Source organism: Corynebacterium sp. KPL4072, from assembly GCF_037908395.1.
GTDB classification, from domain to species: domain Bacteria; phylum Actinomycetota; class Actinomycetes; order Mycobacteriales; family Mycobacteriaceae; genus Corynebacterium; species Corynebacterium kefirresidentii.
Genome location: NZ_JBBMGE010000006.1, coordinates 1 through 19,329, shown reverse-complemented (window position 1 = coordinate 19,329; position 19,329 = coordinate 1). Strand labels below are relative to the sequence as shown.

The window sequence follows — 19,329 nt, the reverse complement described above, 5'->3', positions numbered from 1 at the left end:
GCACTATCTAGGCAATTAATGCTGGACGGGTGCCTCCACCCCTACGCCGGTAAGCGAGCGGACTTCCATTTCTGCAGAAAGCTCCTCCAAGTCGTCTGGCTTGGTCATGATGGAGACCAACCAGCCGACGAAGAAGGACAGCGGAATGGATACCAAGCCCGGCGAGGAAAGCGGGAAGATAGCCCAGTCCGCGCTCGGGAACATGGAGGTCTCAGAACCGGAGACTGCTGGGGAGAAGAAGATGAGCACCAAGCAGGACACCACGCCGGTGTACATGGAGGCCACTGCACCTGCGGTATTGAAGCGGCGCCAGTACAGGGAGTACAGGATCGTCGGCAGGTTGGCAGAAGCCGCAACCGCGAAGGCCAAGGAGACCAAAAATGCCACGTTCTGGGTCATGGCCAGGATGCCCAGGATGATGGAGACGATGCCGAGGACCACCACGGTGGCCTGGGAAATGCGAACCTGCTCGGCCTCGGTGGACTTACCGTTGCGGATGACCGCATGGTAAATATCGTGGGCGATGGATGCCGAGGCGGTAATGGCCAGGCCAGCAACCACGGCAAGCACGGTGGCGAAGGCCACTGCGGAAATAACCGCCATGAAGATAGAGCCGCCAATCTCCAGCGCAAGCAGTGGTGCCGCGGCATTAGCCCCGCCCGGCGCGGCGAGGATGCGGTCCGGACCGACCAAGGCGGCGGCGCCGTACCCCAGGACCAAGGTCATGAGATAGAAGGCGCCGATGATAACGATCGCCCAGGTAACAGAACGGCGGGCTTCAGTAGCGGTAGGCACGGTGTAGAAGCGCATCAACACGTGCGGCAGACCGCCCACACCAAGCACCAGCGAAATGCCTAGGGAGATGAAATCCAGCTTGGTGGCGGTGGTGGCGCCGTATTTCAGGCCAGGGGCCATGATGTCTTTAGCTTCATAGCCCTTCTCCTTAATCTGTTCAGAGGCGGCGTGCATATCAATGGCGTTATTGAACAGGGTGCTAAAACCGCCGCGCAGTGCAATGAATACCAAGAAGCACATGATGACCACACCGGCTACCAGCAGTACGGCCTTGATCATCTGCACGTAGGTGGTGCCCTTCATGCCGCCGACCAGAACATAGACAATCATGAGCACACCAACGACGCCCACGACGACCGCCTGCCACTTAAAATCGTGGATATCCAGCAGCACGGCCACTAGAGATCCTGCGCCTGCCATCTGTGCGATGAGGTAGAAGAGCGTGACAAAGAGGGTGGCGATGGACGCTGCTACGCGCACGGGCTTCTGCTTCAAACGGAAAGACAAGACATCCGCCATGGTGAAGCGGCCAACGTTACGCATAGGCTCGGCAACGAGCATGAGTGCTACCAGCCAGGCAACAAAGAAGCCGACTGAGTACAAAAAGCCGTCGTAGCCATTGAGCGCCACAGCGCCAACGATGCCCAGGAACGATGCAGCGGAGAGGTAGTCACCAGAGATGGCGAGGCCGTTTTGTCGGCCGGAGAAGGTGCCGCCGCCGGTATAAAAGTCCGAGGCTTTCTTCGTGGTCTTTCCGGCGCGCAGCACCACCGCCATGGTGATGAAAAGGAAGATGCCGAAAATGGAGATGTTCAAGATGGGATTGCCAGCGGAAGATTCGGCGGCGAGGGTGGTGGTAATCATTACATGCCCTCCAACTCTTCACGGATGGCGGCCGACTTAGGCTCGATATTCTTATTGGCATACTTCACGTAGATCCACGTGATAATGAAGGTGGTGAGGAACTGGGCTAGGCCGAAAACCAGTCCGATATTCCAGCCGCCACCAAGCTCGATTGCCATAAAGCTAGGGGCAAACACGGCAGCTAGAACGTAGACCACGTACCACACAAAGAAGGCCACGGTCATGGGAAAAGTAAAACTCCGGTAGGTACGGCGCAGCTCGCCGAATTCGGCGGAGTCGCGCATCGCGATGAACTCGCTACCGGTGGGTTCGCGGCGCGAGACAGGAGTTGCAGCTACGTCACTCATAGAGCTTCGTCTCCTTGGGTGAGAGGAACTTAGGTCACACGAGATAGTGTGGGATTCATCACTATACACGTTGACATGTAAGTTACCGAACATTTTCTGCAAGGTTGTGAACTCTGCCAAGAAAACACCTCACCTCTCCACCCTTTCAAGCTCATAGGTTCCGCCGAGCTGGATCAACGTCTTTAGCCAACTACCCCCATCGGTGGAAACAACCCCCTTTTGCGAAGATTGTTAACAGTCGCTTGACAAAAGAAAAGCCCCCGGTGAGGGGGCTTAAACTGCGGGTGAGACTATTCCTCGTCGCCAGGGAACTCGCGCGGGTCGTTAAACATGCGACCAAAGCCCTCCTGGCCTTCCAGGGCATCGATGGCGGATACTTCCTCCGCCGTAAGCTCCAGCTCGGTGGCGGCGAGGTTTTCCTTTAGCCGCTCGGTGCGCGCGGACTTCGGAATCACGGACATACCCTTGGACATGAGGTAGGACAGAACTACCTGGCCCTCGGTGGCCTCGTGGTCAGCGGCAGCTTGCTCAATCACTGGGTTATTGAGCACTACCCCGCGTGCCAACGGGGCCCATGCCTCGGTGACGATGTCGTTATCGTGATGGAAGGCGCGCAAGCCGGACTGAGTAAAACCCGGGTGAATCTCCACCTGGTTAAGCACCGGAGAAATACCGGTGGTGGAAATCAAGTCCTTGAGCACGTCCTCGTAGAAGTTGGCCACGCCGATAGACGCAATCTGGCCCATACCTTGCAAGCGAGCGATAGCCTCAAAGGTCTCGTTGTATAGGCCACCCTGCGGCCACGGCCAGTGGATGAGATACAGGTCAAGATAGTCCAGCTGCAGATCCTTCAGCGACTGCTGGAAAGCTTCTTCTACCTTGTGCGCGCCCTGGTGAGAATGCCAGACCTTGGAAGTAACAAAGAGCTCATCGCGGGTGACATCGCCGGCATCCATTGCCTGCTTGAGGGCGGTGCCTACCGCCTCTTCGTTCTTGTACAGCGTAGCGGTATCGAAGTGGCGGTAGCCCAAGTCGATGGCCTCACGAATAATGCGGATACATTCCTCGTCATAGAGCTTGTACGTACCTAGGCCCAGTTGGGGCATTTCGCGGTCATCATTAAAAGTTACGGTTGGCACAGTCATGCCCTCCATTGTGCCGCAGTTTTTAAAGCCGCGCCGAAAACGACGAAACCCCAGGGCGAACCTGGGGTTAAGCGCTTCTAGTCGGCACGGATGAGGTCAATGATAAAGACCAAGGTGCGGCCGGATAGCGGGTGCGCACCGCCGGCAGGACCATAGGCCTTTTCCGGCGGAATGATGAGCTTGCGACGGCCGCCCACCTTCATTCCCGGAATGCCCTCCTGCCAGCCGGCAATGAGACCGGTCAGTGGGAACTCGATGGACTGGCCACGGTCCCACGAGGAATCGAACTCTTGGTTGGTCTCGTATTCAGCGCCGACGTAGTGGACCTCCACTACGGCACCAGGCTGTGCCTCAGCACCGTCGCCGACGACGATGTCTTCTACGACAAGGTCCGTCGGCGCTGGGCCAGACTGGGCTTCAATAACAGGCTTATCCATGGGGATTATTCTCCTTGGGAAATCTAGTTTGTTCGTGCGGTCGCATTAAAAACCGAACCGAGCTGCACCTATTATAGGTGCTACCACCCGATTCGGCTTAATTCGGCGAACCCGCGGGGCGCTTTAGCGCTCGTTACGTGGGGTAACCTTACGCAGGGACTCGCCGGTGTAGATCTGGCGCGGACGGTTGATCTTGGTGTTGATCTCCAGCTGCTCGCGGTACTGAGCAATCCAGCCCGGCAGGCGGCCGATAGCAAAGAGGACGGTGAAGAAGTCCGTCGGGAAGCCCATGGCGCGGTAGATCAGGCCGGTGTAGAAGTCCACGTTCGGGTAGAGCTTGCGGGAGACAAAGTAGTCATCGTTCAGCGCAATCTCTTCCAGCTTCATGGCCAGATCCAGCATCGGGTCGCCACCCAAGTGATCGATGATCTCGTGTGCGGTCTCCTTGACGATGGCAGCGCGTGGGTCGTAGTTCTTGTACACGCGGTGGCCGAAGCCCATGAGGCGAACGCCCTTTTCCTTATTCTTCACGCGGTTCATGAAGTCGGTAGCGTCACCATCGTGGTTGTTCTGGATATCTTCCAACATCTCCAGAACGGCTTGGTTTGCACCACCGTGCAGTGGGCCGGACAGAGCGTTAATGCCGCCAGCAATAGAGACGAACATGTTCGCCTGCGCGGAACCAATCATGCGCACGGTGGAAGTAGAGCAGTTCTGCTCGTGGTCAGCGTGCAGAATGAGTAGCTTATCCAGGGCCTTAGCTACGACCGGGTCAACCTCGTATTCCTCGGTTGGGTAGCCAAACATCATGCGCAAGAAGTTCTCGCGGGCGTTCAGGCTATTATCCGGGTACATATAAGGCTTACCCTGGGAAGCTCGGTAGGCATAGGCGGCCAGCATTGGCACCTTAGCCAGCAGGCGAACGGTTGCCTTATCCAGCTGCTCTGGGTCCAGCGGGTTGAGCTGGTCCTGGTAGTAAGCGGAGAGAATGTTAAGGGAGGAAGCTAGCACCGCCATCGGGTGTGCGTTGCGCGGGAAGATGTTGAACGCGGCCTTGAAATCCTCATCCAGCAGGGTGTGGTGGCGAATTTCCTTATTAAAGTGGCTGAGCTCTTCCTCGTTGGGCAGGTGACCCTTGATCAGGAGGTAAGAAACTTCGTTGAAGGAAGCATTTTCTGCAAGGTCTGCAATGTCGTAGCCACGGTGGCGCAGGATGCCCTCTTCACCATTAATGAAGGTGATCTTGGACTCGGTGGAACCGGTGGAGGTGTAACCAGGGTCGAAGGTAACAAGTCCGGTTTCGTTACGGAGCTTGGAGATGTCAAAGCCGGAGTCACCCTCGGTGGACTGCTTGATGTCCATCTCGTACTCGCCGCCTGGGTACTGGAGCACTACTTTGTTGTCTTCAGAAGCCACGGAAGTTCCTTTCTCTTTGTGAGAGTCATTATTAGGCACTAACTTAAAGAAGCTAGTTGGATAGCTCTTCACAGTTTAGCAAACTTTGTGACGCCGCCTACAAGTTTCGGTCGACTAAAATAACTGCCGTTCGACCGGAACTGTCCTACACTGACACTCATGAGCACTCCAGAACTTTCGCTGCCCGCCCATCTCCTGCCTGCCGACGGCCGCTTTGGTTGCGGCCCCTCCAAGATTCGTCCCGACCAACTTGCGGCCATAGACCCCGAGGTTATGGGCACCTCCCATCGCAAGCCAGCGGTCAAAAACCTCGTAGGTTCGGTACGGGAAGGATTAAGCACTCTCTTCTCGTTGCCAGAAGGCTACGAAATTGTCCTCTCTGTGGGCGGCGCCACCGCTTTCTGGGATGCCGCCACTTTCGGACTCATTGAACGCCACTCCGCGCACCTTACCTTTGGCGAGTTTTCCACTAAGTTTGCAAAGTCTGCCGCGGGTGCCCCTTGGCTTGATGCCCCGTCCATCGTGGAGGCTCCCGCGGGCACCGTGCCCGACGTAGGCGATCTCTCCGCGGAGGCGGACGTGGTTGCTTGGGCGCATAATGAAACCTCCACCGGTGCGATGGCAGAGGTCACCCGCCCACACCCGCGCAACGACCAACAATTAGTGGTTGTAGACGCCACCTCTGGTGCAGGCGGCCTGCCCGTAAATATCGCCGACACGGACGTCTACTACTTCTCGCCGCAGAAATGCTTTGCCTCTGACGGCGGCCTGTGGCTAGCCGCCATGTCCCCCGCCGCCCTAGAGCGGATTGAAAGGATCAACGCCTCTGAGCGCTATATCCCTAACTTCCTCAACCTTCAAACAGCAGTGGATAACTCGCGCAAGAACCAGACTTATAACACCCCGGCGATTGCCACCCTGCTCATGCTGGATAACCAAATCCAGTGGATGAATGAGAACGGAGGCTTGGACGACATGGTAAAGCGCACCACGCAATCCTCTACCACCCTGTATCGCTGGGCCGAATCTCGCCCGGAGGCCACTCCATTCGTCGCACATCCTGCTTCTCGTTCGCTCGTGGTGGGCACTATCGACTTTGCAGACTCCGTCGATGCCGCAGCGCTCGCCGCCACCCTGCGCGCCAACGGCATCGTGGACGTGGAACCGTACCGCAAGCTGGGCCGCAACCAACTGCGCATCGGTATGTTCCCGGCCATTGATCCGGAGGATATCGCTAGGCTCACCCAGTGTATTGACTACGTCTTGGATGCAAAGTAACGCATCACTCTCTCAACATGCCCCACCACCTCGCAGGCCGTGGGGCTTTTTCACGTTATAGTTGAATGCATCACAGAATTGTCCGCCGTCGATAGGCAAAAGGAGCGCCCTATTATGCGCGAGCTGTTCCCAGTTGACAGCGAATCGACTGAAACCTCTTTGGTGCTGCGCACCGAAGACGGCGAAGAGTTTTTCCTCTCCATCACCGATGAACTGCGCGAGGTCCTGCAGGGTGAACAGCAGGAAACCCCGGAAGAAGAGCCGGCGGCTCCCGCCATCAGCCTTGCCAAGCCCGCCAAACCGGAGCCGGTTGAAGAGGCAAAGATTCGCCCGGCGGAGATCCAAAACCGCATCCGCGCCGGTGCCTCCGCGGCGGAAGTGGCGGAAGAAATGGGCGTGCCCGAGTCCCGCATTGAACCCTTCGCCTACCCGGTCATGCTGGAGCGCAACCGCATCGCGGAGATTGCCAAGCAGGCTCACCCGGTACGCGAGGACGGCCCAGCCAAGCTCACCCTGTGGGAGGTTCTTGCTACCGCCTTTGCCGCTCGCGGACACTCACTGTCCGAGTCCACCTGGGACGCCTACCGCCACCAGGGCGAGGCCTGGATCGTGCGCGTGACGTGGAAGGCCGGCCTGTCCGAGAACGAAGCCGAGTGGTACTTCAAGCAGTCCATGTCCTCGCCCGCCACGGTGGAGGCCCGCAACTCGGTGGCCGCAGACCTAACGGACCCGGACTTCGTACAGCCGGTGCGCTCGCTGACCTCGTTGGGCAGTGGCCGCTACGACGAAGCTATCGACGGCGATCAGCCCAGCAACGTCACTGACCTCACTGCGCCAACCACCCCGCCGGAAGAGCCCGAGGAAGAGGAGTTCCTACAGAACCCCTCCCCGGAAGAAAAGCCCGCCAAGCGCCGCCGCAAGGCCGTCACTCCGCATTGGGAGGACGTACTCCTCGGCGTTCGCTCCAATACCAAGCGCCCTAGGGACTAATCGTGGACATCTCTCACGCAGTACTCACTCTCTGGTACATCTCTAAGCCCAACGCAGAAGAGGTGCTAAAGACCGAACCCAAGGCGGATCGCGGCTTTGGGCGAAAATTCCTCGCCCAATTAGACCCGACCTTCCCGGTCACCCCGATTGGGCAATTCCCGCTTAACCGCTCCGCGCAGACGGATCCACATGAGTACTACATCGGCGGCTACCCCGGCATCACCGTGGTACAGACGGTGTGCGAAGGTGACTCTGTCCTCCTCTCGCAGCTGCCGGAAACCCTACTCAATGCGGTCCCCGCCCAGCGCGTCATTGCGCTGGCGAGTAATGAAAAGGAAGGCTATGCGGGCTTCGCCCTGTGGGAGGGCGGCCAGCTCAAGCGCTGCCTGTGCGCTACGCGCGAGCACCTTTATGAAGACACTGGCCTGCCAGAGCCTTTCGAGGCGCCCTACTGGGCAGGAGAAAAGTACGAACCGATCGGTGGCATTTCCCTGCCCTTCGAGCCGCAGGGCATCATGGAGGCGGCCCAGGAGTACTGGCTCGGCATCGAGGTAGGACACGATGGCCCGGATCTGGACGTCGTAGGCTACGCGGTTGACGGCCGCCCAGAGCCGAAGATCGACCCGCCGAAGCCGAAGCGGACCGTGGGCGAGCTAGCTGCGCAGTCGGCCAATAAGCTGGGTCTGAACGATTATGACGATTACGAGGACCACAGCGCCGAGCCGGAATCCACTGGCGAGGAGATCATCTCCACTGCGAAGCATCTGGGCTCCCTCATCGGCAATTGGGGCGCTCAGACGTTTAGGTCGCTCAAGGAGCGCTGGCGTTCATAAAAGGAAATGGCGGCGGCCGTCGCCACATTGAGGGAATCCGTACCAGGGGCCATCGGTATGCGTGCGCGCACGTCGGTGGCCTTCATTGCGTGTTCGGTAAGGCCAGGGCCTTCCGCACCGACGAGCATGGCCACCTTATCCAAGCCATGCATGGCCTCGGCCAAATGCACCGCGTGGGGGTTGGGGGTTAAGGAAATGAGGGTGAAGGAGGCGTCGGCAAGCGCCTGCAAGGAACGCTGCCACGTGGTGAACCCGCCTTCCAAATGGGCAAAGGGCAAGCGCAGCACGTGCCCCATGGATACGCGCACCGAGCGTCGATAGAGCGGATCTGCGGCCCCTGAGCCGAGCAGCACCGCGTCCACCCCCATGCCGGCGGCGTGGCGGAAGATTGCGCCAATATTCTCGTGATCGCCCACGCCCTCCAGCACTGCGATGGTTTTCGCGGTCTTCAAAATCTCTCCCAGATCCGGCTCTGGGGCGCGGTCCGCGGCGGCGACAAGCCCGCGGTGCATATCAAAGCCCGCTACCTCTGCGAGGGTCTCGCGGGAGACCTCGTAGATGGGGCACTCAGGCTCGCCATACTCGGAAACGTATGCTTCCAGCTTCTTAGGAAAGCCCACCAAGCAACGCATGGGGAACCGGGATTCGGCCAGCCGGGAGACCACCAGCGGGCCCTCTGCAATGACGAGACCCTCGCCGGATTTATCGGATTTGTTGAGGTTCCGAATATCGTCCAGGCGAGGGTCCGCAGGGTCAGTAATCAGCATGCCTTTAGGCTAGCCGATGGCATTGGATATCGGATCCATGCCAAAGAAAATCACGAAGAGGCCGGCCAAGAGCCACATGATCCAGTGCACTTCCTTGGCCTTACCGGCAAAGGTGGACATGAGCGCGAAGGAGATAAAGCCTACGCCAATACCGTTGGCAATGGAATAGGTAAAGGGCATGGTCACAATGGTCAGGAAGGCCGGAATGGCGATTTCCATCTTGGTCCAGCGAATCTCGGTCAACTGCGCGGCCATCATCACGCCGACGATGACCAGCACTGGGGAGGCGGCCTCGATGGGCACGATTTCATAAAGCGGGGTCAAAAACATCGCGGCGAGGAACAGAACACCGGTCATGAGGTTGGCCAGGCCGGTGCGGGCACCATCGGCAATGCCGGCGGAGGAATCCGCGAAGACGGTATTGGAAGAAGCAGAGCCTAAGCCACCGGCCACTGCGCCAAAGCCCCCTACGACGAGGGCCTTTTTCATATCGGGGAGGTTGCCGTCGGCGTCGACAAGCTTGCCTTGCTTGCCTAGGCCGGTCATGGTGCCCATCGCATCAAAGAAGTTGGTAAGCAGCAGGGTAAAAATGAGCAAGACGGTGGAAACCACGCCGATCTTGGTAAAGGCGCCTACCAGGTTCACATCGCCCACAATGGATAGGTCCGGAATCCCACCGAGCGCTTCTGGTTTGACGGGCGCGGCCATGCCCCAGTCCTCGGAGCCGGTAAATGCCTGCACGATAAAAGCGATGATGGTGGTGAGCACGATGGCGATAAAAAGCCCGCCCGGCACGTTCCGGATGACCATGAAGGAACAGATAATAAGGCCGATGACAAAGACCAGCGCCGGCCAAGTGGAAATCGATCCATTAATGCCCAAGCCCACCGGCACGGTGGTATGCGCAGCGTCCGGCACGCGGGTAACAAAACCACCGTCCACAAGGCCAATCATGGCGATGAACATGCCGATGCCTACGCCCATCGCCGCCTTCATGGACTGCGGTATGGCGTCAAAGACGGCGGTGCGGAAACCGGAAATGGCCAGCAGAACGATGATGATGCCCTCGATAACCACCAGGCCCATCGATTCTTGCCAGGTCAGCCCACTGGTGGCAACCATGCTCACGCCCACGAAGGTATTCATGCCCAGGCCGGCGGCCATGGCGAAGGGGTATTTGGCAATAGCGCCGAAGAGGATAGACATTACGCCCGCGACCAGCGCGGTGGCGGCAGCAACCTGCGGCACGCCCAGCGCGTAGCCGTCTGCATCCTCGGTGGTGCCGAGGATCAGCGGGTTCAAGAGAATGATATAGGCCATGGCGAAGAACGAGACCGTTCCCGCGCGTAGCTCGGTTCCAATGGAGGAACCACGTTCAGAGATATGGAAGTAGCGATCGAGAGTGGCTTTCAACGCCTGCGCCTTTCACGTACAGCGAGTCTTACGCCATAAGTGTGCTGCCTTAATCCTCGAAATCAAAATCCTGGAAGATGGGTTTTTCATCATCGAAGGCAACTTCGGGGTTCTTTTCTTCCCGCACCCGTGTCTGGGAATGCGCGCCACAACCATAACGCGAGTGCACTACCCGTCCGTCCGCGGAATACTCATTGGCACAGACGCCGTAGTTTTCCATCAGCTCTACATAAAACGCACAGGTGCGGCATTGCAGGCGCGCCTTGGCCGCCATATCCGTATTCGGGCCACGCTCGGTGCGCCAGCGCTTCTTGGCGTCGTCCAAGCCGGACTTGGAAAGTTTGTCGCCGTCCAGGCGGGAATCATCTACGGCCGGTGGCATCAAATCACCCGGCCCAAGGTCGCCCGGCCGCACGCGATCCTCATAGGGCACCCATTCCGGCGGCTGCAGAGCCTCCCCGCCTGGCACCAGCGCCACTTCATTGACGGTGACGTAGCGCGATCCCTCCGCACATGCGAGCACCGCCTGCCATTCCCAGCCGGGGTAGCCAGGCATCTCTGCTTCAAATCGGTGGGTAGCAACGTTTCGGCCCATCCCAGCGACGCCGATATGCTTGCCGACGCCCCCTTCCCCCACCTCATCCAGCGCCTCGCGCGCAATGCGCACGGCGCGGGAATCGATCAACGGATTTGCTTTTCGCTTACTCACGCCCCTCATTATTCATTATGGGGCGTACGCGGTGGTACATATGGTGCATGTCGTTTCTTTCCCGCGCCGCCTGCATTCTCCTGCCCTGCACCCTCGTTGCCTGTTCCTCTACCCCTGCAGAACCCGAAGTTGAGCACCTCTCCGTCGAGGTCTTAGGCACCGCTTCCCTGCCGGCCAATTCCTTTACTCAAGGCCTCGAAACCGATCCGGACGGCAACCTGCTCCTTGGCACCGGCCAATGGGGCGAATCTCGCCTGGAACGCTTCTCCCCCGAAACCGGCGAAACTTTAGCCGAAACGCGCCTGGAAAACCGCTACTTTGGCGAAGGCATCACTCAGGCCGGAGATTCCATCTGGCAGCTAACCTGGAAGTCCGGCCAGGCCCTGAAATACGACCAGGACCTGCGCCAGGTCGATACCGCCTCCTACACCGGTGAAGGGTGGGGGCTGTGTAATAACGGCGAAGATCTTCTCATGTCCGATGGCTCCGCTACCCTGCGGCATATGGATCCGGAAACTTTTGCGGAGCGCTCGACCACCGACGTCAGCCTGGAAGGAAAACCCCTCGAGGACATCAATGAACTGGAGTGCGTGGGCGATTCCGTCTATGCCAATGTGTGGATGGATGACAATATCTACCGCATCGATCCTTCCACCGGCCGAGTAACCGCCGTCATTTCCACCGACGCCATAGATAAATCCCGTTATACCGACCCCGATGACGTTCTCAACGGCATCGCGCACATCAAAGACGATGAGTTCTGGCTTACCGGCAAGCGGTGGAAAGAACTCTTCCACGTTCGAGTAAGGTAAAGGCCCATGGCAACCCGTAAGGAAGCAAGGAAAAAGTCGCTGCTGCAGATCTTGGCCCTCATCGTGGTCGTGGCAGTCATCGTCGCCGCCGTAGTGATCTTCCAGAACTGGTGGAACCAACGTCCGGGCCCAGATCCGCGCGACATCAAGGTGACCGCCACCGTGGGCGATAATTCCCTCGAGGTCAGCCCCTATATCGCGTGCGAGCCCGGCGCCGATTGCCCGGAGGGCGAGGTCCCGAACCTCACCGTGGGAGAAGACGACACCCTCAAGTTGGATATCCCCGAAGAGATTTCTGATCACGAGTGGAAGATTCTTTCCATCTACGATGACCCCGCCGCCAATGATGAAACCGCACACGGCGCGAACGAGACTACTGAGGTATCAATCCCCGGCTCCGTAGAGCCCATCAAGGCCTCCACCGGCAAGCGCCCCCGCCTCAAGGTGGTAGAGATTTCCTCCATGATGATCGGCACCGATGACAATGGTGACGAAACCCCCTTGGCCACCGTGTGGTCGCTCACCACGATGACCGATAAAGAACGAGAAGCCTCCGCGGAGGAATCCACGAAGGCTTCTAACTAGCTATCCAAATCCTTCGCAATTGCGCGAAGGATTTCTGCTACCTGGCGGCCGGTCTTGCGCTCCGGGTAGCGGCCGGAATTGAGCACCGGCTGAATCTGTGACTCCAGCAAAGTCATCACATCAGAGACCATGCTGCCGAGTTCCTCGGGCTTGCGGGCCGGCGTGCGACGACGCGGCTTATCCAATACCTTGACGCGCAGCGCCTGCGGGCCGCGGCGCCCAGCCGCGAAATCGAAATCGATGCGCTGGCCTGGGAACAGTTCCTCTACTCCCTTAGGCAACACGTTGCGGCCGACATAGACGTCTTCATCGCCCGGGTTGCTGACGAAACCGAAACCTTTCTCGGCGTCATACCACTTCACTTTGCCAATAGGCATAGGTACCCACCTCTTCTCTAGGGGAAAATCTTTATTTTAGCTGCCTGGTCAAAACAACAGAAGTCGCGCACGCTAACGCGACACACCTCCGCCATGTGTCACAGATCACACATTGCCACTCACCTGCACAAATGCCCTCGCACGCGCCACATTCGCCCCATTCCTTTCCCATTTAGTGCCCATAACGTGACACTTTCGTTATAAACCGCTACGCTGTCCCCCAGACATTTAAGAGCCGTTAAGAAAGTTGCCCTCGCCCGCCCTTTCTTTTTGGTACATATTCTTTGCACTTAATGCGGGCACACAGAGAGGACTAACTATATGGGACGCCACTCCGCTAAGAACCGCATGGCCGCTAAGTTCACCGCCGGCACCGTCGCCTTCGGCGCCGCTGCTGCCATCATGGCACCAACCGCATCTGCTGCCCCGGATTCCGACTGGGACCGCCTGGCACAGTGCGAGGCCGGCGGCAACTGGCACATCAACACCGGCAACGGCTTCTACGGCGGACTGCAGTTCAACCCGCAGACCTGGCAGGCTAATGGCGGCGGCGAGTTCGCAGCTACCGCTGACCAGGCTTCCCGCGAGCAGCAGATCGTTGTTGCTGAGCGCGTGCTTGCTTCCCAGGGCTGGGGCGCATGGCCGGCTTGCTCCGCTTCCCTAGGCCTGAACTCCGCTCCTACCCAGCGCACCGCTCCGTCCGCTGCACCTAAGGCTCCGGCCCAGGCACCGGCTCCGGTTAAGCAGGCTGCTGCCCAGAAGTCCGACGAACTGGCCGTTGATGCCCTGTACAACACCATCAAGAACGCCGCTAACTCCTACGGCCTGGCTCTGCCTCCGCAGTTCACCGAGCTGTACAAGGCTAACCGCCACGACTTCAACAACTTCTACTCTGCCAACCGCAACGTCATCGACCCGATTGCGCAGATGATTGAGAACATCACCCGCTAAGACACAGCGACGAAAGGCCCCTTGCATGCGCAAGGGGCCTTTTCTGCGTGAGGGAACGCTAGATACAAATCTTCCCCCGCACCGAGGCGGGGGAATGCTTTAGCGGTTGATGCGAGTATAAGGGTGAACGTAGTTCAGCTTCTCTGCCGGCATCGGCAAAATCAGATCATCGCCGTAGGGGCTGGATGCACCAGCAAAAGGCGCAGAGATTTCCGTGATTGCGTGCTCGCGATTTTCGTTCTTCGGCCAAGCCGGGGAAACGTGACCCTTCTTCTCATTCGACATAGTCCCCATTATTTCAAACCTTGCGCAAAAACGTAACTCAATCGATAGCTAAACTGGGAAGTCATCATGACTCAGTCTTCCCATCTTCCGCATTTCCGCACGTGGCTTGCCTCCCTTGAGGAAGAAGAGCTGGCAACAGTCCTCCGCAACCGACCGGATGTGCTCAATCCACTACCCCCAAGTATCGCCGCGCTTGCCACTAGGCTCCTGCTGCGCACCTCTATAGCACGAGCCCTTATGGACTGCTCCGCGGAACTGCTCGCGGAGATCGAGGACATCGCGCGCCGTGGTGGAGAGCTCGAGGAGGTAGAAGATCTGCATCCGGAGACCACCCGCCAGCTCAAGGAGCGCGGACTAGCATACGGCAACGTCCTCATTCCGCCCGAGGTAATGCCTGCCCTACCTACGGGCTGGTCCCTCCTCGAACAAATACGAGTAAGCCCGGAAGACATCGCCGAGCTGCCAGCTGAAGAGCGCAAGGTCCTAGAGACCTTGGCTCGGTCCAATGGCCTCGGTACCACGCGGGACGCAGCCGTTGATGCGGATCCGACCCGGCCGATCCCGCGGCTCATCGCCAAGCAGCTGCTCCACCGCGTTGACTCAACCACCGTCCGCCTGCCACGCGCCGTGCACTTTGCGCTGAACGGCAAAGCCACCGCGCCTATCCCAGTGGAGGGAATCACCGAATCCCCCGCTCCTGATTCCAAGGCCGATGATGCTGGCACTGCAGCCGGGTTATCCGTCGTGCGCGGCATGCAGCGTGTCCTTGACTCCCTAGGCGCACGGCCGGTAGAACTCCTCAAAGACAAGACCGTCGGCGTTCGCCAGCTCACCGGATTAAGCAAGACCCTTAACATTGGCGAGGAGGAGTTGCGGCGCCTCATCGAACTCGGCATGAGTGGCCGCCTGCTAAGCCGCGGCGAGCCGAAAAACATGGAGGGCAATTTCCTCGCCCCGACAGAACTCGCCCAAACCTGGCTCGATGCGAACCTCGCCGAAAAATGGCAGCTCCTGCTCGAGTCATGGACAACCTCCACATGGACCAACGAAGGCCGCACGCTGGCGCACACCAATGACCGCCTGCCGAGCTTTAGGGAAAAGGTCCTGCAGGTCTATCTGCGCGGGGCGAAACCCACCTTCGAGGAAGCCCTGCGCTTCCATTTCCCACTCTTCGCTACGCATACCTCAGATGAGACCATCGCCGAGCTCCGTGCGGAAGCCGAGTGGATCGGCGCAATCGCCCTCGATCGCCCCACCAGCGTGCTTATCGAGGGTCCCGAGGCCGCCGCCCGCCTGACCCCAGATACGGTTGACTATTTCCTAATTCAGGCAGATATGACCGTATTAGTTCCTGGCCCGCTCGATCCAGAGACCCACCAACGGCTCGAATCCGTCGCGGACCTTGAATCCCCCGGCTTGGCCAGTGTCTACCGCATCTCGGACGCTTCTTTGCGCCGCGGCCTTGATCGCGGGATGACCGGGGAGGAAATCCACGCCTTTTTCGCGGCACACGGCGAGGTGCCGCAGACACTGGAGTTCCATATTGGGGACGTCGCCAAGCGCCATGGCACCCTGCGCTCCGGCCCGGCACTGTCCTACCTGCGCAGCGAGGACCCAGCCCTCCTGCAGATTGCGCTCAAGGCCGCGCCTTTGCGTCTGCTCGCTCCCACCGTCGCTATTTCTCAACTGCCGGTACACGACCTGCTGGAGCGGCTGCGTGATCACGGTCTTTCTCCCGCGGCCGAGGACCACAACGGCGCGAGCCTCACGGTTGCGCCGGAACCAGCCACCCTGCCGACCCCCACCGCGCGTCGGGCCCCCGCTTCCCCGGACATTGCGAAAGCCATGCGCAACCTGCGCGATGACTCCGCGCCTGCCACTCCCAGCCTCGATATAGTCCACGCCGCCGCACGCACTGCCCGGCCGATCACCATTGGTTATGCGGATAAGAACGGCAACGAAAAGCACCGCACCGTCACCCCGCTGACGGTCGCGGGTGGGCAAATCGACGCCCGCGCGGCCGATGGCTCCACTATCCGATTTCCCTTGCACCGGATCACCTCCGTTACGCTGGAGCCATGAATGGACCATTAATTGTGCAGTCGGATAAGACCGTCCTGCTCGAGGTGGATCACGCCCAAGCCGCCGAGGCCCGCGCCGCGCTCGCTCCCTTTGCGGAGCTGGAGCGCGCCCCCGAGCACGTGCACACCTACCGCATCACCCCGCTCGCGTTGTGGAATGCCCGCGCGGCCGGCCACGATGCCGAGCAGGTCGTCGACGTCCTCGAAAACTACTCGCGCTTTCCGGTCCCCCAAGCCCTGCTTATCGACGTCGCCGAGACCATGTCCCGCTACGGTCGCGTCCGCCTGCACGCCCACCCGGCCCACGGCCTCATTCTCGAGTCCGAAGAGCCACCTATCCTGGAAGAACTCTCCCGTGGCGCAACCGGAAAGCTCCTTGGTGCTCGCATCGACGAGCATTCCATCGCCGTCCCGCCCTCCGAGCGCGGCCGCCTCAAGCAGGCCCTCCTCAAGGCAGGCTGGCCGGCAGAGGATCTCGCCGGCTACGTCGATGGCGAGTCCCACCCCATCGCCCTGAATCATGACGGCTGGCAGCTGCGCGATTATCAGCAGTACGCCACCGAGGCCTTTTGGTCCGGCGGCTCCGGCGTCGTAGTACTTCCCTGCGGTGCTGGCAAAACCATCGTCGGTGCGGCGGCCATGGCCAAAGCAGAATCCACCACGCTCATCTTGGTCACCAATACCGTCGCCGGCCGCCAATGGCGCGATGAACTCCTGCGCCGTACCACCCTGACCGAGAATGAAATCGGCGAATACTCCGGCGAAAAGAAGGAAATCAAGCCGATCACCATTGCCACCTACCAGGTGGTCACGCGCAAAACCAAAGGCGAATACCGCGCCCTCGAGCTCTTCGACTCCCGCGATTGGGGCCTCATCATCTACGACGAGGTCCACCTCCTGCCCGCGCCGGTGTTCCGTATGACTTCGGACCTCCAATCGCGGCGTCGACTAGGGCTCACCGCCACCCTCGTGCGCGAGGACGGCCGCGAGGGCGACGTCTTTTCCCTCATCGGACCTAAGCGCTACGACGCCCCATGGAAAGAGCTCGAGATGGCCGGCTATATCGCCACCGCCGAGTGCATCGAAGTCCGCGTAGACATGGACGACGAGGAGCGCATGCTCTATGCCACCGCCCAACCTCGCGACCGCTACCGTATCGCTGCCCAGGCTGCCGCCAAGCTACGCGCGGTCGACAAAATCCTGGCCCACCACCCACAGCAGGCGCTTATCATCGGCGGCTACGTCGACCAGCTCAAAGAACTCGGCGCGCATCTTGACGCCCCCGTAATCGATGGCTCCACCTCCACTGCTAAGCGCGAACGCCTCTTCCAGCAATTCCGGGATGGCAGCCTTCCCGTTCTGGTGGTGTCCAAGGTCGCCAATTTCTCCATCGATCTCCCCGAAGCCGCCCTAGCCATCCAGGTCTCCGGCACCTTCGGTTCCCGCCAGGAAGAGGCTCAGCGCCTTGGCCGGCTACTCCGCCCCAAGGAAGAAGAGGCGCTCTTTTATTCGCTGGTCACCCGCGATAGCCTCGATGCCGACTACGCCGTGCACCGCCAGCGTTTCCTCGCCGAGCAGGGATATGCCTACCGGCTTATCGACGCACTAGACTTAGAACAATGAAAATCTTCAAGTTCGACGTAGACGAGTCCTTTGCCAAGGCCAATAACGAGCTCTTGCGCGATTCCAACCGCCTTCGCCTCTCCGGCCTCGTACTGGGCATCCTGCTCATCATCGGCGGCGCGGCGATCTGGTGGGGATTTTCCTGGGGCATTACTATCGGCCTGGGCATGATTCTATTCGGAATCATGGTGGCCATCGTCGGCTTTGCCGCCGCCCGTAAGGTTGGCACCGCCCAGCAACTCTATGACTCCTATCCCCTTGCTCCGGCCGTCATCGCCGAAGTAAATGAGCGCGATATGGTCTTGCTCGCATTGGTTAATACAAACGTGGATCCCTCCTTGCCTCCCCGCTGGGCTGCATGCCTGCGCACTGTGACCGCCATCCCCGGCACCCAACGGACCGTAGGCACCAAGGTTCCCGTTGCGGCTGTTTCTGGCCGCGCGGACAACAACCGCTGGCAGCAAATCACCCCGATGCCCATCGCTTGGGGCACCCCCGACGCCGAGACCGTCACCATCGCTCGCAAATCCATCCCCCAAGACCAGTGGCAGCGCCTCGAGCGCGCCCGCAAGCGCCTTTCCGACGTGAAGGCTACTAAGTTCGACCTGCTGGTTCTCTAGAGCTCCAAAAGCCTTTCTGGATACAGCACTGCTTCAAGGAATGGCCACGTACTAAGCACCTGCTTTGCGACGTCCTCCTCGCGCTCGGGATACCATTTCCTCGCTAAATCCACCCAGTATTGTCCGCAGGACCGCGCTTGCCAGTCTGAACCAGATTCGGTTCCACGCTTCGCGTACTCCCACGCGGCATCATACTCACCGATTTCTTCCAAGGCTCTAGCTAACCCTTCGAAAAAGACCACGTAGCCGTCCTCAGCCAAGTGTGTTCGGACGATTGCTTCGACGTTCTGTTCTAACACCGCAAAACGCTTCTCCATATACTTGCGTCGGAAAGCATCTGCGTTTTCCGCCCAAGCTCGGACACGAGCCAGTCCATCTTCTCCGAGGACCTTTGAATAAGCAACGGGGTCGAGCTCGAAATAATCAACCTCAGTGGTCTCATGGAAAGCGATAAACCATTCCGCCAGCACGAGCGGATCAGGCTTCGCTCGCTGTGCGCTCTTAGCGTGCAGCTCAATGAGCTCTTCAACCACCTCACTCAGCATGCCAAGTGAGTCATCCGCGTTAGCGATCACACCGACGGCAATCTCCAGCGCCTCTTGCACAATCGAGAATACTTCGGCTGAGTCCTCCGATGAGTCCTCTACGGCAAAATCGAGCACGCAAATTCCATCTTGCATCTTCAGCGCGCGCCTAGCTGCCCGATCCTCATCGAGAAAGGATCGGGTCCGACTCCGAAAAGATGGCAAGACGACATCAGCCAATGAGCTCATGTGTGCAGCCTCCTCGCTACGCTATTAGTCCACTTTAACGAGACTCTCTGCCCTCCGGCACTCTTCTTTTTGTTCTTTGGTGTTGTAGCGCGAGGTATTGTGCCCAGGTGTGGTTCCAGTGTGTTTGGTGTGTGGCTAGGGGCCCGGTGGCGTGGTCTAGTTGGTAGGTGCCGTCTCGGTGGAGCCAGGCGATGGTGCCGGTGATGTGGTCGAGGATGTAGTGGACGC

At 59.5% G+C, this 19,329-nt stretch carries 20 protein-coding genes and 1 pseudogene; 9 read left to right on the top strand and 12 right to left on the bottom strand.

Features of this window, described 5'->3' with window-relative positions; all coding sequences use genetic code 11:
- Nucleotides 1-15: 15 nt before the first annotated feature.
- The 5 genes from WMP97_RS07355 to WMP97_RS07335 all read right to left on the bottom strand — a co-directional run bounded on the left by WMP97_RS07355 (nt 16) and on the right by WMP97_RS07335 (nt 5,004).
- The gene (locus tag WMP97_RS07355; RefSeq protein WP_340440180.1) at nt 16-1,659 is read right to left on the bottom strand and encodes a solute symporter family protein; all 1,644 of its coding nucleotides are present in this window, start codon (nt 1,657-1,659) and stop codon (nt 16-18) included.
- Nucleotides 1,659-2,006: a DUF485 domain-containing protein gene (locus WMP97_RS07350; protein WP_049360629.1), complete on the bottom strand. Its 348-nt coding sequence runs from the start codon at nt 2,004-2,006 to the stop codon at nt 1,659-1,661. Before WMP97_RS07350 ends, WMP97_RS07355 begins: the two co-directional genes overlap by 1 nt.
- 290 nt (nt 2,007-2,296) lie before the next feature.
- Nucleotides 2,297-3,160, bottom strand: a complete 864-nt coding sequence (locus WMP97_RS07345; protein ID WP_301716739.1) for an aldo/keto reductase — start codon at nt 3,158-3,160, stop codon at nt 2,297-2,299.
- Between the two features lie 68 nt (nt 3,161-3,228).
- Nucleotides 3,229-3,588 (bottom strand): FKBP-type peptidyl-prolyl cis-trans isomerase, encoded by a 360-nt coding sequence (locus WMP97_RS07340; RefSeq protein WP_005323855.1) that lies wholly within the window; start codon nt 3,586-3,588, stop codon nt 3,229-3,231.
- A 123-nt stretch (nt 3,589-3,711) separates the two neighbouring features.
- Entirely contained in the window at nt 3,712-5,004 is a 1,293-nt protein-coding gene (locus WMP97_RS07335) for a citrate synthase (RefSeq protein WP_023022010.1), read from the bottom strand.
- 159 nt (nt 5,005-5,163) lie between these two features.
- Here WMP97_RS07335 and serC point away from each other — a divergent pair, with 159 nt between their 5' ends.
- From serC to WMP97_RS07320, 3 genes are all read left to right on the top strand, one after another.
- The gene (gene serC / locus WMP97_RS07330; protein WP_239205173.1) at nt 5,164-6,282 is read left to right on the top strand and encodes a phosphoserine transaminase; all 1,119 of its coding nucleotides are present in this window, start codon (nt 5,164-5,166) and stop codon (nt 6,280-6,282) included.
- A 114-nt stretch (nt 6,283-6,396) separates the two neighbouring features.
- Nucleotides 6,397-7,272 carry a septation protein SepH gene (gene sepH, locus WMP97_RS07325; protein ID WP_023022012.1) on the top strand — a complete coding sequence of 292 codons (876 nt, stop codon included), beginning with the start codon at nt 6,397-6,399 and terminating at the stop codon, nt 7,270-7,272.
- A gap of 2 nt (nt 7,273-7,274) precedes the next feature.
- On the top strand, nt 7,275-8,105 hold the full coding sequence (locus WMP97_RS07320) for a DUF6928 family protein (RefSeq protein ID WP_023022013.1): 831 nt from the start codon (nt 7,275-7,277) through the stop codon (nt 8,103-8,105).
- Here WMP97_RS07320 and WMP97_RS07315 read toward each other — a convergent pair.
- From WMP97_RS07315 to WMP97_RS07305, 3 genes are read right to left on the bottom strand one after another with little or no spacing between them, the layout of a single operon-like run.
- Entirely contained in the window at nt 8,066-8,872 is an 807-nt protein-coding gene (locus WMP97_RS07315; RefSeq protein ID WP_239205171.1) for a TrmH family RNA methyltransferase, read from the bottom strand. The genes WMP97_RS07320 and WMP97_RS07315 overlap by 40 nt on opposite strands.
- Before the next feature lie 9 nt (nt 8,873-8,881).
- A complete protein-coding gene (locus tag WMP97_RS07310; protein ID WP_340440179.1) occupies nt 8,882-10,285 on the bottom strand; it encodes an NCS2 family permease in 1,404 nt (467 codons plus the stop codon).
- Between the two features lie 49 nt (nt 10,286-10,334).
- On the bottom strand, nt 10,335-11,003 hold the full coding sequence (locus tag WMP97_RS07305; RefSeq protein ID WP_086588971.1) for a DUF3027 domain-containing protein: 669 nt from the start codon (nt 11,001-11,003) through the stop codon (nt 10,335-10,337).
- A gap of 38 nt (nt 11,004-11,041) precedes the next feature.
- On the opposite strand from WMP97_RS07305, the gene WMP97_RS07300 reads away from it, so the two are divergent.
- Together WMP97_RS07300 and WMP97_RS07295 are read left to right on the top strand one after the other, a co-directional pair.
- Nucleotides 11,042-11,806, top strand: coding sequence for a glutaminyl-peptide cyclotransferase (locus WMP97_RS07300; RefSeq protein WP_208612481.1), 765 nt, complete (start codon nt 11,042-11,044; stop codon nt 11,804-11,806).
- 6 nt (nt 11,807-11,812) lie between these two features.
- Nucleotides 11,813-12,391, top strand: coding sequence for a DUF2771 domain-containing protein (locus tag WMP97_RS07295; protein ID WP_301716745.1), 579 nt, complete (start codon nt 11,813-11,815; stop codon nt 12,389-12,391).
- Here the strand turns inward: WMP97_RS07295 and WMP97_RS07290 are convergent.
- Nucleotides 12,388-12,768 (bottom strand): cold-shock protein, encoded by a 381-nt coding sequence (locus WMP97_RS07290; protein WP_005323875.1) that lies wholly within the window; start codon nt 12,766-12,768, stop codon nt 12,388-12,390. The genes WMP97_RS07295 and WMP97_RS07290 overlap by 4 nt on opposite strands.
- A gap of 321 nt (nt 12,769-13,089) precedes the next feature.
- Here WMP97_RS07290 and WMP97_RS07285 point away from each other — a divergent pair, with 321 nt between their 5' ends.
- On the top strand, nt 13,090-13,719 hold the full coding sequence (locus WMP97_RS07285; RefSeq protein WP_049360602.1) for a resuscitation-promoting factor Rpf1 domain-containing protein: 630 nt from the start codon (nt 13,090-13,092) through the stop codon (nt 13,717-13,719).
- A gap of 99 nt (nt 13,720-13,818) precedes the next feature.
- On the opposite strand, the gene WMP97_RS07280 is transcribed toward WMP97_RS07285, so the two are convergent.
- Entirely contained in the window at nt 13,819-14,004 is a 186-nt protein-coding gene (locus WMP97_RS07280; RefSeq protein ID WP_023022020.1) for a hypothetical protein, read from the bottom strand.
- A gap of 66 nt (nt 14,005-14,070) precedes the next feature.
- On the opposite strand from WMP97_RS07280, the gene WMP97_RS07275 reads away from it, so the two are divergent.
- Genes WMP97_RS07275 through WMP97_RS07265 form a run of 3 tightly spaced genes read left to right on the top strand, consistent with a single transcriptional unit; the run spans nt 14,071 to nt 18,328 of the window.
- Nucleotides 14,071-16,086 carry a helicase-associated domain-containing protein gene (locus WMP97_RS07275; protein WP_340440177.1) on the top strand — a complete coding sequence of 672 codons (2,016 nt, stop codon included), beginning with the start codon at nt 14,071-14,073 and terminating at the stop codon, nt 16,084-16,086.
- Complete coding sequence (locus tag WMP97_RS07270; protein ID WP_340440176.1) at nt 16,083-17,708, top strand: DNA repair helicase XPB; 1,626 nt, start codon at nt 16,083-16,085, stop codon at nt 17,706-17,708. Before WMP97_RS07275 ends, WMP97_RS07270 begins: the two co-directional genes overlap by 4 nt.
- The gene (locus tag WMP97_RS07265) at nt 17,705-18,328 is read left to right on the top strand and encodes a DUF3239 domain-containing protein (RefSeq protein ID WP_301732785.1); all 624 of its coding nucleotides are present in this window, start codon (nt 17,705-17,707) and stop codon (nt 18,326-18,328) included. The genes WMP97_RS07270 and WMP97_RS07265 overlap by 4 nt, the downstream gene beginning before the upstream one ends.
- On the opposite strand, the gene WMP97_RS07260 is transcribed toward WMP97_RS07265, so the two are convergent.
- Together WMP97_RS07260 and WMP97_RS07255 are read right to left on the bottom strand one after the other, a co-directional pair.
- Nucleotides 18,325-19,008: a hypothetical protein gene (locus tag WMP97_RS07260; protein WP_301732786.1), complete on the bottom strand. Its 684-nt coding sequence runs from the start codon at nt 19,006-19,008 to the stop codon at nt 18,325-18,327. The two genes, WMP97_RS07265 and WMP97_RS07260, sit on opposite strands and share 4 nt — an antisense overlap.
- A 127-nt stretch (nt 19,009-19,135) precedes the next feature.
- A pseudogene (locus tag WMP97_RS07255) lies at nt 19,136-19,329 on the bottom strand (HNH endonuclease signature motif containing protein); the annotation flags it as partial.

Excerpts from the sequence above, each read along its gene's own strand:
- WMP97_RS07260 (WP_301732786.1), bottom strand. The coding sequence starts at position 19,008 with ATGCAAGATGGAATTTGCGTGCTCGATTTTGCCGTAGAGGACTCATCG.
- WMP97_RS07350 (WP_049360629.1), bottom strand. The coding sequence starts at position 2,006 with ATGAGTGACGTAGCTGCAACTCCTGTCTCGCGCCGCGAACCCACCGGT.
- WMP97_RS07340 (WP_005323855.1), bottom strand. The coding sequence starts at position 3,588 with ATGGATAAGCCTGTTATTGAAGCCCAGTCTGGCCCAGCGCCGACGGAC.
- WMP97_RS07285 (WP_049360602.1), top strand. The coding sequence starts at position 13,090 with ATGGGACGCCACTCCGCTAAGAACCGCATGGCCGCTAAGTTCACCGCC.
- WMP97_RS07305 (WP_086588971.1), bottom strand. The coding sequence starts at position 11,003 with ATGAGGGGCGTGAGTAAGCGAAAAGCAAATCCGTTGATCGATTCCCGC.
- sepH (WP_023022012.1), top strand. The coding sequence starts at position 6,397 with ATGCGCGAGCTGTTCCCAGTTGACAGCGAATCGACTGAAACCTCTTTG.
- WMP97_RS07345 (WP_301716739.1), bottom strand. The coding sequence starts at position 3,160 with ATGGAGGGCATGACTGTGCCAACCGTAACTTTTAATGATGACCGCGAA.
- WMP97_RS07295 (WP_301716745.1), top strand. The coding sequence starts at position 11,813 with ATGGCAACCCGTAAGGAAGCAAGGAAAAAGTCGCTGCTGCAGATCTTG.
- WMP97_RS07265 (WP_301732785.1), top strand. The coding sequence starts at position 17,705 with ATGAAAATCTTCAAGTTCGACGTAGACGAGTCCTTTGCCAAGGCCAAT.
- WMP97_RS07275 (WP_340440177.1), top strand. The coding sequence starts at position 14,071 with ATGACTCAGTCTTCCCATCTTCCGCATTTCCGCACGTGGCTTGCCTCC.
- WMP97_RS07280 (WP_023022020.1), bottom strand. The coding sequence starts at position 14,004 with ATGTCGAATGAGAAGAAGGGTCACGTTTCCCCGGCTTGGCCGAAGAAC.
- WMP97_RS07315 (WP_239205171.1), bottom strand. The coding sequence starts at position 8,872 with ATGCTGATTACTGACCCTGCGGACCCTCGCCTGGACGATATTCGGAAC.
- WMP97_RS07355 (WP_340440180.1), bottom strand. The coding sequence starts at position 1,659 with ATGATTACCACCACCCTCGCCGCCGAATCTTCCGCTGGCAATCCCATC.
- serC (WP_239205173.1), top strand. The coding sequence starts at position 5,164 with ATGAGCACTCCAGAACTTTCGCTGCCCGCCCATCTCCTGCCTGCCGAC.
- WMP97_RS07300 (WP_208612481.1), top strand. The coding sequence starts at position 11,042 with ATGTCGTTTCTTTCCCGCGCCGCCTGCATTCTCCTGCCCTGCACCCTC.
- WMP97_RS07290 (WP_005323875.1), bottom strand. The coding sequence starts at position 12,768 with ATGCCTATTGGCAAAGTGAAGTGGTATGACGCCGAGAAAGGTTTCGGT.
- WMP97_RS07270 (WP_340440176.1), top strand. The coding sequence starts at position 16,083 with ATGAATGGACCATTAATTGTGCAGTCGGATAAGACCGTCCTGCTCGAG.